13 protein-coding genes are annotated in these 15,631 nt (G+C 67.2%); 9 read left to right on the top strand and 4 right to left on the bottom strand.

What is annotated here, in order from left to right; genetic code table 11:
* From WS75_RS17750 to WS75_RS17760, 3 genes are all read left to right on the top strand, one after another.
* Positions 1–843 (top strand): hypothetical protein (locus WS75_RS17750; protein ID WP_059681701.1); only part of this gene is annotated, 843 nt, incomplete at its 5' end.
* A complete protein-coding gene (locus WS75_RS17755) occupies positions 840–1,538 on the top strand; it encodes a YoaK family protein (RefSeq protein WP_059681702.1) in 699 nt (232 codons plus the stop codon). The genes WS75_RS17750 and WS75_RS17755, both read left to right, overlap by 4 nt.
* A complete protein-coding gene (locus WS75_RS17760; protein WP_059681756.1) occupies positions 1,535–3,025 on the top strand; it encodes an alginate export family protein in 1,491 nt (496 codons plus the stop codon). The genes WS75_RS17755 and WS75_RS17760 overlap by 4 nt, the downstream gene beginning before the upstream one ends.
* Positions 3,026–3,130: 105 nt before the next feature.
* Here WS75_RS17760 and WS75_RS17765 read toward each other — a convergent pair whose 3' ends face one another.
* Complete coding sequence (locus tag WS75_RS17765) at positions 3,131–4,717, bottom strand: acid phosphatase (protein WP_059681703.1); 1,587 nt, start codon at positions 4,715–4,717, stop codon at positions 3,131–3,133.
* A gap of 221 nt (positions 4,718–4,938) precedes the next feature.
* Here WS75_RS17765 and WS75_RS17770 point away from each other — a divergent pair, with 221 nt between their 5' ends.
* The 3 genes from WS75_RS17770 (at position 4,939) to WS75_RS17780 (ending at position 7,269) form a co-directional block, all read left to right on the top strand.
* A complete protein-coding gene (locus WS75_RS17770) occupies positions 4,939–6,288 on the top strand; it encodes a cytochrome-c peroxidase (protein WP_059681704.1) in 1,350 nt (449 codons plus the stop codon).
* A 112-nt stretch (positions 6,289–6,400) separates the two neighbouring features.
* Positions 6,401–6,787 carry a hypothetical protein gene (locus WS75_RS17775; protein WP_059681705.1) on the top strand — a complete coding sequence of 129 codons (387 nt, stop codon included), beginning with the start codon at positions 6,401–6,403 and terminating at the stop codon, positions 6,785–6,787.
* A gap of 11 nt (positions 6,788–6,798) precedes the next feature.
* Positions 6,799–7,269 carry an NUDIX hydrolase gene (locus WS75_RS17780; protein WP_059681706.1) on the top strand — a complete coding sequence of 157 codons (471 nt, stop codon included), beginning with the start codon at positions 6,799–6,801 and terminating at the stop codon, positions 7,267–7,269.
* Between the two features lie 129 nt (positions 7,270–7,398).
* Here WS75_RS17780 and WS75_RS17785 read toward each other — a convergent pair whose 3' ends face one another.
* Positions 7,399–9,108, bottom strand: a complete 1,710-nt coding sequence (locus tag WS75_RS17785) for a glutamine--tRNA ligase/YqeY domain fusion protein (RefSeq protein ID WP_059681707.1) — start codon at positions 9,106–9,108, stop codon at positions 7,399–7,401.
* Positions 9,109–9,361: 253 nt separating this feature from the next.
* Here WS75_RS17785 and WS75_RS17790 point away from each other — a divergent pair, with 253 nt between their 5' ends.
* Both WS75_RS17790 and WS75_RS17795 read left to right on the top strand, forming a co-directional pair.
* On the top strand, positions 9,362–9,571 hold the full coding sequence (locus WS75_RS17790; protein WP_006497729.1) for an ornithine acetyltransferase: 210 nt from the start codon (positions 9,362–9,364) through the stop codon (positions 9,569–9,571).
* A 172-nt stretch (positions 9,572–9,743) separates the two neighbouring features.
* Complete coding sequence (locus WS75_RS17795; RefSeq protein ID WP_059681708.1) at positions 9,744–10,292, top strand: RBBP9/YdeN family alpha/beta hydrolase; 549 nt, start codon at positions 9,744–9,746, stop codon at positions 10,290–10,292.
* A 108-nt stretch (positions 10,293–10,400) separates the two neighbouring features.
* On the opposite strand, the gene WS75_RS17800 is transcribed toward WS75_RS17795, so the two are convergent.
* A complete protein-coding gene (locus WS75_RS17800) occupies positions 10,401–11,621 on the bottom strand; it encodes a CaiB/BaiF CoA transferase family protein (protein ID WP_059681709.1) in 1,221 nt (406 codons plus the stop codon).
* A gap of 239 nt (positions 11,622–11,860) precedes the next feature.
* On the opposite strand from WS75_RS17800, the gene alaS reads away from it, so the two are divergent.
* Positions 11,861–14,485 (top strand): alanine--tRNA ligase, encoded by a 2,625-nt coding sequence (gene alaS, locus WS75_RS17805; RefSeq protein ID WP_059681710.1) that lies wholly within the window; start codon positions 11,861–11,863, stop codon positions 14,483–14,485.
* Positions 14,486–14,626: 141 nt separating this feature from the next.
* Here the strand turns inward: alaS and WS75_RS17810 are convergent, their stop codons facing one another.
* On the bottom strand, positions 14,627–15,544 hold the full coding sequence (locus tag WS75_RS17810; RefSeq protein ID WP_059681711.1) for a LysR family transcriptional regulator: 918 nt from the start codon (positions 15,542–15,544) through the stop codon (positions 14,627–14,629).
* Positions 15,545–15,631: the final 87 nt, after the last annotated feature.

Consider the following 15,631-nt stretch of genomic DNA (forward strand, 5'->3'; position numbering starts at 1 on the left):
GCGAAACCGCCGGTGCCGCCCGCCGTCGCGCCCACGGTTGCCGTCGGTCCGCAGTACGATACGACGCACGTGTGCGTGGCACCGGAAGACTTCGACCGCTTCACCGACAGCTTGGTCGCGACGTTCGGCGGCAAGAAGTCGAAGCAGGGCGTGTTCCAGGTCACGCCGACACCGAGCCAGACGATGTCGCAGCTCGTGTTGACGCCCGTCGGCACGATCTCGGTGTTCGGCTTCAAGACACCGATCCCGTATCCGTTCTGCTCGGAGCGCACCGGCTATCTCGTCACGGACATGGACGTCGCCGTGAAGTCGGCGCGCGAGCACGGTGCCGACGTGATCGTCGACACATTCCCGGATCCCATCGGCCGCGATGCGGTCATTGCGTGGGCGGGCGGCGTGAAGATGCAGCTCTACTGGCATACGCAGGCGCCGAACTACGACGCGTTGCAGACGATCCCTGAGAACCGCGTCTACGTGTCGCCGCAAAGCGTACGCAAGTTCGTGCACGACTTCGTCAAGTTCTCGAAGGGCAAGGTGGTGTCGGACACCCTGAAGGCGCCGGGCATCGAGATCGGCCGGCCGAACGACACGTACCGCCGCATCCGCATCGAGTCGGGCTTCGGCAAGATGACCGTGCTCGTGACCGACGGCCATCTGCCTTACCCGTTCGGGCGCGAGATGACCGGCTACGACGTGCCCGATCTCGCCGCGACGCTGAAGAAGGCCGAAGCCGCGGGTGCGACCGTGCTCGTGCCGCCGTTCACGGCGGATGGGCGCGACGCAGCACTCGTGCAGTTCCCGGGCGGCTATGTCGCCGAGATCCATGCGAGCGCCGCGCGATGAAGCACGAAGACACGCTCCTTGCCGCGGTGGCCGGCTTCGTCGACACGCTGAGCTTCGTCGCGCTGTTCGGGCTGTTCACCGCACACGTGACCGGCAACTTCGTGCTGATCGGCGCGGGCATCGCGGGCTTCGGCCAGGGTGTCGTGCTGAAGCTCAGCGTGTTTCCCGCGTTCGTGTGCGGCGTGATCGCGAGCAGCCTGATCGCGCGGTCGATGTCCGGGCGGCCCGCCTGGCAGGGTGCGCGCGCGCTGCACGCGGTGCAGGCCGTGCTGCTGCTCGGCTTCTGCGCGGCCGGTGTGTGGGCGACGCCCGTCACGCAGCCCGACGCGTTGCCGGCGCTCGTGGCCGGCATTGTCGGTACGTTCGCGATGGGTGTGCAGAACGCGCATCCGCGCGTGATTCCGCGCGCGGGCGGCGTGCCGAATACGGTGATGACGGGCAACGTGACGCAGGCGATCCTCGATGTCGTCGACCTGCTGTCGGCCGGCACCGCAGACACCGCGCGCGCGGCGGCGCGGGCGCGCTTCGGCAAGATGCTGCCGGCGATCGTCGCATTCGCGCTCGGCGCGGCGGGCGGTGCGCTCGGGTTCCGCCAGGTCGGATTCCTGGCGCTGCTCGTACCCGTCGGCGCACTTGCGATGCTCGCACTGTGTGCGGCGCAGGCGGCCGGACCGGCCACGCAGGAGCGCGCATGATCGCGCGGGAGCGGGGGAGCCAAGGGAGGCGCCACGGCCGCCGCGTCGGGCAGGCCGCGCGCTTGTCCATCGTCGCGAGCCTGCTGTTCGCGGGCGCCGACGCAGTGTTCGCGGAAACGGCGGCGACATCCACGTCGACATCGACACCCGGTGACGCAACTGCTTCGACATGCACGGCGAAGCGGCCGACGGTGCTGTTCAATCGCTGGCAGGAAGACTGGTCGGTGCTGGCGAATCCGTGCGTGCCGCGCGCGCCGCTCGACGGGCTCAAATACATTCCGCTCGGCAATGATCCGGCCTCCTATCTGTCGCTCGGCGTGAACCTGCGCGAGCGGCTGGAGACCAACAACGCGCCGCTGTTCGGGATCGGCTCCGCGCAATCGGATACGTACCTGATCCAGCGCGTCGAAGTGCATGCCGATGCGCATCTGGGCCAGCACTGGCAGTTCTTCGTGCAGTTGCAGGACGACCGCGCATTCGGCAAGAACACGATCTCGCCGGTCGACAAGAACCCGCTCGATCTCGAACAGGCGTTCGCGACCTACACGGGCGCGCTCGGCGGCGGCACGTTCAAGTTCCGCGTCGGCCGGCAGGAAATGGCGTTCGACTTGCAGCGCTTCATTGCCACGCGCGATGGCCCGAACGTGCGGCAGGCGTTCGATGCAGTGTGGGCCGACTACGAATATCAAAAGTGGCGCTTCATCGCGTACGCGACGCAGCCCGTGCAGAACCGCACGGTGTCCGCGTTCGATGACGTGTCGAACCGCGATCTCACGTTCAGCGGCGTGCGCTTCGAGCGGCAGTCGGTCGGGCCGGGGGATCTGTCCGGCTACTGGTCGCGCTACAACCGCAGCAACGCGCGTTTCCTCGATGCGAGCGGCCCCGAGCATCGCGACGTGTGGGACCTGCGCTACACCGGCACGCAGGGCCGCTTCGACTGGGATCTCGAGACGATGCTGCAGACGGGGACTGTCGGTAACGACACGATCGGTGCGTGGGCCGTCGGCTCGATCGCGGGCTACAAGCTCGATGCGCCGTGGTCGCCGCGCATCGCGCTGCAGGTCGATGCGGCATCGGGTGACCGGCATCCGCACGACGGCCGCGTCGGCACCTTCAACCCGCTCTTTCCGAACGGCTATTACTTCACGCTGGCCGGCTACACGGGCTACTCGAACCTGATCCACGTGAAGCCGTCGGTGACGCTGAAGCCGTCGCCGAACCTGTCGCTGCTCGGCGCGCTCGGCTTCCAGTGGCGCGAGACCACCGGCGACGCCGTCTATCAGCAGCCGAACGTCGCGGTGCCCGGCACGGCAGGCAAGGGCGGCCTGTGGACGGGGATGTACGTGCAGTTGCGCGCGGACTGGACGATCGCCGCGAACCTGATCGGCGCGGTCGAGGCCGTGCACTTTCAGGTCGGCGACGCGATCCGGCAGGCGGGCGGGCACAACGCGGACTACGCCGGCATCGAGCTGAAGTACGGCTGGTGACGCGGCCGCGCGGCACCGCGCGCGCATGAAAAAAGGGCGACCCCGCGGGGTCGCCCTTCGTTCGTCCGGGCCGGCTCTGCGGCCGGCCCGTTCGCCGCGATGCCGTTACAGGTTCGGCGTCAGCGTGAGCGCGTTCGTCAGGTCGCCCATCGGCTGCGCGCCGTTCGCCTTCAGCGCGTCGTCGCGCTGCTGCAGGCCCGCGAGGCGCGGCAGCGAGAAGCGACGCGTGATGAAGCGCAGGATCGAACCCGTGTCGTACTGCGTATGGTCCACGAAACCCTTCTTCGCGAACGGCGACACGATCAGCGCCGGAATGCGGGTGCCGGGGCCCCAGCGATCGCCGCTCGGCGGCGCGGCGTGATCCCAGAAGCCGCCGTTTTCGTCGTACGTGACGACCACGACCATGTTCTTCCACTGCGGGCTGGCCTGCAGGTGCGCGATCACGTCCGCGATGTGCTGATCGCCGGAGGTGACGTCCGTGTACCCCGGGTGCTCGTTCAGGTTGCCCTGCGGCTTGTAGAACGTGACTTGCGGCAGCGTGCCGGCGTCGATCGCCTTGATGAATTCCGCGCCGTTCGCGCCGCCGTCGAGCAGGTGCTGCGCGCGGCTCGCGGTACCCGGTGCCTGATTCGCGTAGTAGTTGAACGGCTGATGGTGCGGCTGGAAGTTCGGCGTCGAGAGGTCGGCGCCGTAGATCACGTTCGACGTGCCGTTCTGGCTCGCCTGCAGCGCCTGGCCCCATGCACCGCTATACCATGCCCACGACACGTTTGCATTGGTCATCAGGTCGCCGATGTTGGTCGCCGTCTGCGGCGGCATCGTCGAAGGATTGGCCGGGTCGGCGAGCAGCGGGTCGCCGCCCGTGGCGGCCTTGTTACCGCTCGGCTGGTACGCCGGCTGCATCGTGTTGACACCGTAGAAGTCCGGCGTCAGTGCGCCGTCGTTGACGAACTTCGGCGGGCCGCTCAGTGCCGATGCCGGCGAGTTCGAGGCGACTGCCAGCGACTTGCCGTCGGCGTTCAGGACTGCGATCTTGCCGGCCGCCGGACTTTTGTCGGCGTTCGCGTAGAACGGCGCGCATGCGCAGATCAGGTACTGGTGGTTCAGGAACGAGCCGCCGAACGCGCCCATGAAGAAGTTGTCGGCCAGCACGTATTGCTGCGCGATCTTCCACAGCGGCAGCTTCGACGGATCCGGCGTGTAGTGGCCCATCGTCAGGCCGCCCGCATCGGTCCATGCGGCGTACATGTCGTTCTTGCCGCCGTTGATCTGCATCTGGTCCTGGTAGAAGCGGTGCACGATGTCGCGCGTCGCGATGCTCATCGACTGGTTGAAGCCGTTGGGATCGTCGATCGCGAACGGTGCGTTCGGCAGGTTCGCCGTCATCGCTTCGGTGACCGCGGGCGTGATGCCGGTTGCGGTCAGGCCACCCCAGACCTTCGGCAGCGTCGCCATCGTCGAGCCGTCGCGATCCTTCTGCACCGAGTTCGCAGCCGTTGCGTTCTGCAGACCGTTCGCGCCCGGGAAGTTGCCGTAGAGGTTGTCGAAGCTGCGGTTTTCCGCGTAGATCACGACGACGTTCTTGACGGCCGACAGGCCTTGCTGCGTGACATCGTCGCCGCCGCAGGCGGTCAGGCTGAGCGCGGTCGCGAGGGCGATCGGCGTGTAGCGAATCCAGGCGTGCTTCTTCATGCGATGTTCTCTCTTTCGTTGTTTGTCGCGTGTGGGAACCAGGTTGGCGTCGGGCCGGCGCAGGAGCCACGGGGCATCAACCGGCTGCGCGCATTATCTGGAACCCGTTTGACAGCCGGGTGTAGGGGCGCTTTCAATTGACTGTCGGTCGAACGTCATGCATCCGTCACGGAACTGACATAAGCTCCGGCCGATTGCCCACCGCTACAAGAAGAACGACGATGCACAGCCTTCTGAAATCACTCGCATTCGCGCGATCGTTGATCCCCGCCGCGGCGACGCTCGCGCTGATGGGCGGGCTCGCGCCGCTCGCCGGTTGCGATGCGCGGCCCGGTGCGAACGCGCAGACAGTCTCCGTCGTGTCGGCGGCCCAAGCCGCTTCGGCTACCCCGGCGGTCGCGCCCGCCAGCCAGCCGCAGACACGCGCGCAGGTCTTCGAGGGCGTGAAGCAGATGACGGCGCTCGGCAAGCAGTTGTTCTTCGATCCGTCGCTGTCCGGCTCCGGCAAGCTCGCATGCGCGTCGTGTCATAGCGCCGAGCATGCGTTCGGCCCGCCGAACGCGCTGTCGGTGCAGCTCGGCGGCGACGACATGCATCGCATGGGTTTTCGCGCGGTGCCGTCGCTGAAGTACGTGCGCGGCATTCCGCCATTCAGCGAGCACTTCCACGATTCGCCCGACGAAGGCGACGAAAGCATCGATGCAGGCCCGACCGGCGGATTGACCTGGGACGGTCGAGTCGACACGCGCGATGCGCAGGCGCGTATTCCCCTCACGTCGCCATTCGAGATGAGCAGCTCGCCGGCGCGGGTCGCGAAGGCGGTGCGTGCCGCGCCCTATGCCGACGCGTTCCGTAAGGCATTCGGCGATCGGGTCCTCGGCGACGACCAGGCGACTTTCGCAGCGGTGCTGCGTGCGCTCGACGCATTCCAGCAGCAGCCGGCATTGTTCGATCCGTACACGAGCAAGTACGACGCGTATCTGGCCGGCCACGCGCAACTCACGCCCGCCGAGTTGCACGGGCTGCAGCTGTTCAACGACGAAAAGAAGGGCAACTGCGCGAGCTGTCACGTGAGCCAGCGCACGCTCGAAGGGGGGCCGCCGCAGTTCAGCGATTTCGGCCTGATCGCGATCGCGGTGCCGCGCAACCGCGCGCTGCCCGTCAATCGCGATCCGCGCTTCTACGATCTGGGCGCGTGCGGCCCCGAGCGCACCGACCTGAAGGGCCGCGACGAATTCTGCGGGCTGTTCCGCACACCGTCACTGCGCAACGTCGCGTTGCGCAAGACGTTCTTCCACAACGGCGTGTACCACTCGCTCGAGGATGTGATGCGCTTCTATGTCGAGCGCGACATCCATCCGGAGAAGTTCTATCCGGTCGTGCACGGCAAGGTGCAGATGTATGACGACCTGCCGAAGCGCTACTGGCCGAACATCAACCGCGAGCCGCCGTTCGACCGCAAGCGCGGCGACGCACCCGCGCTGAACGCGGCCGAGATCAAGGACGTGATCGCATTCCTGAACACGCTGACCGACGGATATCAACCGGCGGCCACGTCGGCCGCGCGCTAGAAGACGCGCGTTGCGGCACGCATGCTATGCTCGCTGGCTGACGGGCGTGGCGCGTGCCGGGTCGCCGGCCGCGCGCCATGCCGTTCGATCGAACATCCAAGGAGAACAACACATGTCGATGCGTGCATCCCTTTCCGTCGTCACGCGCGTGCTGGCCGGCGCCGCGTGCGCAGCCGCGATGCTGCCCGCCCACGCACAAAGCAACCTGGGCTTCCTGAACGACACGCCGCTGGCCTACTTCAGCAAGACCGACCGCGCGTCGCTGGCCAAGGCCGTCGTGCAGGTGCGCGACGAAGGCAAGGACGGCGAGACCACGACGTGGCAGAGCAGCGGCCGCGGCACGCAGATCGACGCGAAGCTCACGCCGTCGACGTCCGAGAACGACGGCAAGACCTGCCGCGAAATCGCCACCGACATTACCGCGAAGGGCCAGACGATGACGCTCAAGCCCGTCTACTGCAAGACCGCCGCGGGCAAGTGGCAGCTGCAGAAACGCTGAGCGCGCGAGCAATGAAGCGTAGCGGTGCGCGGCGCACGGTATCGTGCGGCGTCGTGATTCTCGACGGGGCCGGCCGCGTGTTCCTCGCGCACGCGACGGATACCACGCACTGGGACATCCCGAAGGGGCAGGGCGAGCCCGGCGAGTCGCCGGCCGACGCGGCGCTGCGGGAGCTGCGCGAGGAAACCGGCATCGAACTCGCGGCTGCGCGTCTGCTCGATCTCGGCCGCTTCGCATATCGTCACGACAAGGACCTGCACCTGTTCGCGGTGCAGGTCGCGGACGACGAGATCGATCCCGCGCACTGCACGTGCACGTCGATGTTCCCGAGCCGTCGCGACGGCTCGCCGATTCCCGAGATGGACGCGTATCGCTGGACCGCGCCCGGCGACGTCGACGCATATGCGAGCCGCAGCCTCGCGCGGTTGTTTCGCACGACGCTGTCGCTCGCGGATCTGCACCGGCGACTGGCGGGCGCGTGAGCGCTGCCGCTTCGATCCCGACGATCCCGACGATCCCGCGCGCGCAATAAAAAAACCGGCCCGAAGGCCGGTTTTTTTATCGTCACGCGACGCCGGCTTGGAGCCGTGCGCTGCGCATGGAGCAGGCCGTCAGGCCGGCTTGCCCCAGCTGTCGCGCAGCCCGACGATCCGGTTGAACACGGGCTTGCCCGGTTTCGAATCGAAGCGGTCGGCGACGAAATAGCCGTGACGCTCGAACTGGAGGCGCGTTTCCGGTGCAACGTCGCCGGCGCCCGGTTCGACGTAGGCCTGCGTGACCTTCTTCGAATCCGGATTCAGCGCCTCGAGGAAGTTCGCACCGCCCGCGTCCGGATGCGGCACCTTGAACAGCCGGTCGTAGATCCGCACTTCGGCCGCCTGCGCATGCTTCACGCTGACCCAGTGGATGTTGCCCTTGACCTTGTAGTTGTTCGCGCCTTCGGTGCCCGACTTGCTGTCCGGGAAGTAATTGCAGTGCACGGCCGTCACGTTGCCGTCGGCATCCTTGTCGAAGCCCGTGCACTCGATCACGTAGCCGTATCGCAGGCGCACCTTGTTGCCCGGGAACAGACGGAAATAACCCTTCGGCGGGTTCTCGACGAAGTCCTCGCGTTCGATCCACAGCTCGCGCGAGATCGGGAACGTGCGCACGCCGCGCTCCGGGTGATGCGGATGCACGGGCGCCGTGCACGCTTCTTCCAGGCCTTCCGGATAGTTGTCGATCACGAGCTTCAGCGGATCGAGCACCGCGACCGTACGCGCCGCCTTGTCGTCGAGGTCGTCGCGCAGCGCGCCTTCGAAGACGCTCATGTCGATCCACGAATCGATCTTCGTCACGCCGATCCGGTCGCAGAACAAGTGGATGCTCTCCGGCGTGAAGCCGCGGCGTCGCACGCCGACGATCGTCGGCATCCGCGGGTCGTCCCAGCCGTCGACGTGGCCTTCGGTGACGAGTTGCAGCAGCTTGCGCTTGCTGGTGATCGCGTACGTGAGGTTCAGGCGCGAGAATTCGATTTGCTGCGGCAGCGGGCGCGTGAACACGCCGGCTTCCGCGAGTTCGTTCAGCACCCAGTCGTACAGCGGGCGGTGATCCTCGAACTCGAGCGTGCACAGCGAATGCGTGATGCCTTCGAGCGCATCCGAGATGCAGTGCGTGTAGTCGTACATCGGATACACGCACCACGCGTCGCCGGTGCGGTAGTGATGCGCGTAGCGGATCCGGTAGATCACCGGATCGCGCATGTTCATGTTCGGCGAAGCCATGTCGATCTTCGCGCGCAGCACGTGCTCGCCTTCCTTGAACTCGCCGCCCTTCATGCGGCGGAACAGGTCGAGGTTTTCCTCGGGCGAACGGTCGCGGAACGGCGACGGCTTGCCGCCTTCGGTCAGCGAGCCGCGGTTCGCGCGCATTTCCTCGGCGCTCTGGCTGTCGACGTATGCCTTGCCGCGCTGGATCAGCAACTCGGCGAATTCGTACAGCTTGTCGTAGTAGTCGCTCGCGAAATACTGGTGATCGACCGCATCCTTGCGCCAGTCGAAGCCGAGCCAGCGGACCGCGTCGACGATCGAGTCGACGTACTCGACGCTTTCCTTTTCCGGGTTCGTGTCGTCGAAGCGCAGGTGGCACACGCCGCCGTAGTCGCGCGCGACGCTGAAGTTCAGGCAGATGCTCTTGGCATGGCCGATGTGCAGATAGCCGTTCGGCTCGGGCGGAAAGCGCGTCTCGACGCGGCCGCCCCATTTGCCGGTGCGGTTGTCGTCGTCGATGATGTTGCGGATGAAGTTGGAAGCCGCGGGGGCGTCGTTGCGTTCGGTGCTCATGCGGTTGGCGTCAGGTTGTGTCGGCGCGTCGCGCCGGGGTAATCCCGTAATTCTACCTGACCGGGGTCCGTCCCGCGCGGGTTGCGCCACCGGGCGCGCCGGTTCGCGGCGCGGAACCGCAATATCTCGATTGTGTGTCGGCTGTAACACGACGTAAATCGGATTGCCCGGCGCATTCGGCTTTTCCTATGATGGCTTTACCGATTCAATTCCGCCATTCGTATTTTTTGCTGGCGGGAGGACGCCAACAATCATGATGAAGAAGACCACTTTTCTCGTTCGTACCGCGGTAATCGTCGCGGCCCTGTCGCAACTCGGCGCATGCGCGATGACGCATACGCAACGTAATGCCGGTATCGGCGCGGCCGCGGGCGGCGCGCTCGGCTACCTGATCACGGGCGGCCCGGTCGGCACGGTTGCCGGCGCCGCGGCGGGCGGCCTGGTTGGCGCCGGCGTGCGCTGATCGAAGCCGGCGCGCGTGAGCGCCGGCTGGTCGTGACGGTGCTGCCGCAGCATCACGGCCCGTTCCCGCTTCGCACATCCATTCCGCGATTCGACAGGCAGCATCAGGGAGGAGCGGGTGTGCGACACTTCGTCGACGCTACATAACGACTTCATTCGTCGACGAACCATCCATGAGCGATTCTCTCGTTTTCGTGCTGCCGGGCTACGGCAACTCCGGTCCGCTCCACTGGCAAAGCCGTTGGGAGCGCGCCGACGCGCGTTTCGTGCGCGTCGCGATGCCGGACTGGAACAGCGCGTTCCGCAACGGCTGGTGTCTCGCGCTCGACCGCGCGGTCGAGACCGCACCGGGCCCCGTGACGATCGCCGCGCACAGCCTCGGCACGTTGACCACCGCGTGGTGGGCGACCCGCTACGCGCGGCCGGCCGCGCTCGCGAAGGTGCGCGGCGCGTTGCTCGTCGCGTTGCCCGATCCGGCCGGCCCGGCGTTTCCGGCCGACGCGCACGGCTTCGGGCCGGTGCCGCATGAGCGGCTGCCGTTTCCGACCTGCGTGGTGGCAAGCAGCGACGATCCGTACGGCTCGATCGCGTTCGCGCGCGGCTGCGCGGATGCGTGGGGCAGCGCCTTCCATGACCTCGGCCCCCGCGGCCACATCAACGCGGACAGCGGACTCGGCGACTGGCCCGACGCGCGAGGCTGGCTCGATGCGCTCGCGCGCTAGTGGCTAGCTGCCAACCGCCGGTCCATAGATTCGTCAGCGTCCGCCAGCGCCCGGACACGCCGCCGCGTGCCCCCGGAAGACGCCGCGGCGCACTCGTCGCGGGTCGGTTCAGATCGCCTGCTTCGCCTTCAGCGCCGCAATGCGCGCCGCGTCGTAACCGAGCATGTCGCGCAGTACGTCTTCCGTCTGCGCGCCGAGCAGCGGCGGGGCGGTGCGCGCATCGGGCGGCGTCGCGCTCATCCGGATCGGATTGCGCACGAGCTTCACGTCCGCGCCGCACGGGTGCGGCAGCGACACCTGCATCCCGCGCGCGACCACCTGCTCGTTGTCGAACACCTCGTCGAGCTCGTTGATCGGCCCGCACGGCACGCCGGCCGCTTCGAGCGCGCCGATCCAGTCGGCCTTGCCGCGCGTCTTCACCATCTCGGCGAGGATCGGCACCAGCGTATCGCGATGGCGCACGCGCGACGGGTTGGTCGCGAACCGTTCGTCGTCGGCCAGCTCGGGCCGGCCGCCGGCCTCGACGAACTTGCGGAACTGCCCATCGTTGCCGACCGCGACGATGATCCAGCCGTCGCTCGTCTGGAACGTCTGGTACGGCACGATGTTCGGGTGCGCGTTGCCCCAGCGCACCGGCGGCTTGCCGCTCGCGAGGAAGTTGGTGTTCATGTTCGCGAGCAGCGCGACCTGCACGTCGAGCAGCGCCATGTCGATGTACTGGCCTTCGCCCGTTCGGTCGCGGTGCGCAAGCGCGGCGAGCACCGCGATCGTCGAGTAGAGGCCCGTCGCGAGATCGGCGATCGCGACACCGGCCTTCTGCGGGCCGCCGCCCGGCTCGCTGTCGCGCTCGCCGGTGATGCTCATGAATCCGCCGATTCCCTGGACGATGAAGTCGTAGCCCGCGCGGTGCGCGTACGGGCCCGTCTGGCCAAAGCCCGTGACCGAGCAGTAGACGAGATCGGGTTTCACCGCGCGCAGCGATTCGTAATCGAGCCCGTACTTCTTCAACTGCCCGACCTTGTAGTTCTCGAGCACGACGTCGCTCTGCGCGGCGAGCTCGCGCACGATCTGCTGGCCTTCCGGCGTCGCGATGTCGACCGTCACCGAGCGCTTGTTGCGGTTCGCCGCGAGATAGTACGCGGCCTCTGCCGTATCGGCGCCGTTCGCATCCTTCAGGTACGGCGGCCCCCAGTGGCGCGTGTCATCGCCGGCGCCGGGGCGCTCGACCTTGATTACGTCCGCGCCGAAGTCGGCGAGCGTCTGGGCGCACCAAGGGCCCGCGAGCACGCGGGTCAGGTCAAGCACGCGGATATGGCTCAAGGCACCCATCGTCGAATCGTCTCCTTTCATGGCTCGCCTGGCCGGGGCAAGGCGGATTGGCATGCCGAGCATCTTAAGGCGAATCGGCCGCACGGGTGGCCCAGGCCGGTCGTCCGCCGCGCCGGGCCGCTGCCGTCTGGGGCGCCGATCTGTATCGTATAATCGATCGTTTACGATATTTGCCCGCCGTGCGTCCGCGAGGACGGCCGGCGTTTGAAGCCGTCTCAGCCAGACATTCCCCGCACGCCATGAAAGCTGCCGAAATCCGCGAGAAATTCCTCAAATTCTTCGAATCGAAGGGCCACACGATCGTCCGCTCGTCGAGCCTCGTGCCCGGTAACGACCCCACGCTGATGTTCACGAACTCGGGCATGGTCCAGTTCAAGGACGTGTTCCTCGGCACGGACCCGCGTCCGTACTCGCGCGCCACCACGGCGCAGCGCAGCGTGCGCGCGGGCGGCAAGCACAACGACCTCGAGAACGTCGGCTACACGGCGCGCCACCACACGTTCTTCGAGATGCTCGGCAATTTCTCGTTCGGCGACTACTTCAAGCATGACGCGATCAAGTTCGCGTGGGAGCTGCTGACCACGGTCTACAAGCTGCCGAAGGAAAAGCTGTGGGTCACCGTCTACCAGGAAGACGACGAAGCCTACGACATCTGGGCGAAGGAAGTCGGCGTGCCGACCGAGCGGATCATCCGCATCGGCGACAACAAGGGCGCGCGCTACGCGTCCGACAACTTCTGGACGATGGGCGACACGGGCCCGTGCGGCCCGTGCACGGAAATCTTCTACGACCACGGCCCGGAAGTCTGGGGTGGTCCGCCGGGATCGCCCGAAGAAGACGGCGACCGCTACATCGAGATCTGGAACCTCGTGTTCATGCAGTTCAACCGCGATGCGCAGGGCAACATGACGCGCCTGCCGAAGCAGTCGGTCGACACCGGCATGGGCCTCGAGCGTCTCGCCGCGGTGCTGCAGCACGTGCATAGCAACTACGAGATCGACCTGTTCCAGAACCTGATCAAGGCCGCCGCGCGCGTGACCGAGATCAGCGACCTGAACAACAACTCGCTGAAGGTGATCGCCGATCACATCCGCGCATGCTCGTTCCTGATCGTCGACGGCGTGATCCCCGGCAACGAAGGCCGCGGCTACGTGCTGCGCCGCATCGTGCGCCGCGCGATCCGCCACGGCTACAAGCTCGGCCGCAAGGGCTCGTTCTTCCACAAGCTGGTGGCCGACCTCGTCGCCGAGATGGGCGCCGCGTATCCGGAACTGAAGGAAGCCGAACAGCGCGTGACGGACGTGCTGCGTCAGGAAGAAGAGCGCTTCTTCGAGACGATCGAACATGGGATGTCGATCCTCGAGGCCGCGCTGGCGGATGTCGAGGCGAAGGGCGGCAAGGTGCTCGACGGCGAACTCGCGTTCAAGCTGCACGACACCTACGGCTTCCCGCTCGACCTCACGGCCGACGTGTGCCGCGAGCGCGGGATGACGGTCGACGAGCCGGCGTTCGACGACGCGATGGCGCGCCAGCGCGAGCAGGCGCGCGCGGCCGGCAAGTTCAAGGCCACGCAGGGCCTCGAATACTCGGGCGCGAAGACCACTTTCCACGGCTACGAGGAAATCGCGTTCGACGACGCGAAGGTCGTCGCGCTGTACGTCGACGGTTCGGCCGTCAACGAAGTGAAGCACGGCCAGGACGCGGTCGTCGTGCTCGACCACACGCCGTTCTACGCGGAATCGGGCGGCCAGGTCGGCGACCAGGGCGTGCTCGCGAATGCGTCGACGCGCTTCGCGGTGGCCGACACGCTGAAGGTGCAGGCCGACGTGATCGGTCACCACGGCACGCTCGAACAGGGCACGCTGAAGATCGGCGACGTGCTGCGCGCTGAAATCGACGCGCAGCGCCGCGCACGCACGCAGCGCAACCACTCGGCCACCCACCTGATGCACAAGGCGCTGCGTGAAGTGCTCGGCGCGCACGTGCAGCAGAAGGGTTCGCTCGTCGACGCGGAGAAGACCCGCTTCGACTTCGCGCACAACGCGCCGATGACCGACGACGAAATCCGTCGCGTCGAGCAGATCGTCAACAACGAAATCCTGGCCAACGCGCCGGGCATCGTGCGCGTGATGCCGTATGACGAAGCGGTGAAGGGCGGCGCGATGGCGCTGTTCGGCGAGAAGTACGGCGACGAAGTGCGCGTGCTCGACCTCGGTTTCTCGCGCGAACTGTGCGGCGGCACGCACGTGCACCGCACCGGCGACATCGGCTTCTTCAAGATCGTCGTCGAAGGCGGCGTCGCGGCCGGCATCCGCCGCGTCGAGGCGATCACCGGCGACAACGCGGTGCGCTATGTGCAGGAGCTCGACGCCCGCGTGAACCAGGCGGCCGCCGCGTTGAAGGCGCAGCCGTCGGAGCTCACGCAGCGCATCGCGCAGGTGCAGGACCAGGTGAAGTCGCTCGAGAAGGAACTGGGCGCGCTGAAGTCGAAGCTCGCATCGAGCCAGGGTGATGAACTCGCGCAGCAGGCCGTCGAAATTGGCGGTGTGTACGTGCTCGCGGCGACGCTCGACGGTGCCGACGCGAAGACGCTGCGCGAAACGGTCGACAAGCTGAAGGACAAGCTGAAGAGCGCGGCGATCGTGCTCGCGGCCGTCGAAGGCGGCAAGGTCAGCCTGATCGCGGGCGTCACGCCGGACGCGAGCAAGAAGGTCAAGGCCGGCGAGCTCGTGAACTTCGTCGCGCAGCAGGTGGGCGGCAAGGGCGGTGGTCGTCCGGACATGGCGCAGGCAGGCGGCACGGAACCGGCGAACCTGCCGGGCGCGCTGGCAGGCGTCAAGGGCTGGGTCGAAGAGCGTCTTTGATCGACATGGCTGATGCGATGCGGTCTTGCTGACCCCGTCGCAGCGCACGGAACAACGACCCGATCGGCGGTGGCCGGTCGGGTCGTTTTGTTTTTGCCGGTGCGCAGGATGAGCGCATGCCGGCGCGTCGGCGCGGCGGAATCAGGCCGGTAATGCCGTCGCCGGCAACGTGGGCGAATCTCCCGACTGCCGCGCGGCATCGCCGAGCGCATCGCGCAACGCGGCGAGCGCCGCCGACGCGTAACCGTGCCGCCACGCGAGCAGCGTGTCGATCGCTTCGAGTTCCGCGATCGTGTGGGCGGCGACGTTGCCGGTCTCGGGCTGAAGCTCGAGCACCGAGCGCGGCGCGACCGCGACGCCCGCACCGGCCGCGACGCACGCGACGATCGCGTGATACGAACCCAGTTCGAGCACGCGCGCGGGTTTCATCCCGTGCGCCGCATACCATCGCTCGACATACTTCCGGTACGTGCAGCCGCGCTCGAACGCGATCAGCGTCGGCAGGATCACGTCGCGCGGCGTGCGCACCGGCGGATGGCCGCGCGGCGTCAGCAGCACCAGGTCCTCGCGGAAGATGGGCGCCGTCTCGAACGTGTCGGGCAGCGTGTCCGGCTCGGGCGGCCGCGCGAACAGCGCCGCGTCGATCTCGAAGTCGCGCACCTTGTCGATCAGCCAGCCGGTCGTGCCGGTCACGAGCTCCAGCGACACGTCGGGCCACGCATGGTGATAGCGCGCGAGCACGGCCGGCAGCCGGCTTGCGGCCGTGCTTTCCATCGTGCCGAGCCGCAGCCGCCCGCGCGGCGTGTCCTCGCGCACGGCGTCGCGCGCCTCGTCGGCAAGCTCGAGCAGCCGCTCCGCATACGGCAGCAGCGTATGCCCGGCCGGCGTCAGCACGAGCCGGCGGCCGTCGCGCACGAACAGCGCCGCGCCGAGTTCCTCCTCGAGCTGCTTGATGCGCGTCGTCACGTTCGACTGCACGCGATTGAGCTTCGCCGCCGCGCGCGTGATGCCGTTCTCGCGCACGACGGCCCGGAAAATCGCCAGCGCCGCCAGGTCCATGATTCTCTCCGTGAGATTGATTGATTCTCAATTATTCGTTTTTCGAGAACGTTCGGTCAAGCTACGATACAAGCAATCCGATTCTCG

It is taken from the genome of Burkholderia sp. FL-7-2-10-S1-D7, from assembly GCF_001524185.1.
GTDB classification, from domain to species: Bacteria; Pseudomonadota; Gammaproteobacteria; order Burkholderiales; family Burkholderiaceae; genus Burkholderia; species Burkholderia diffusa.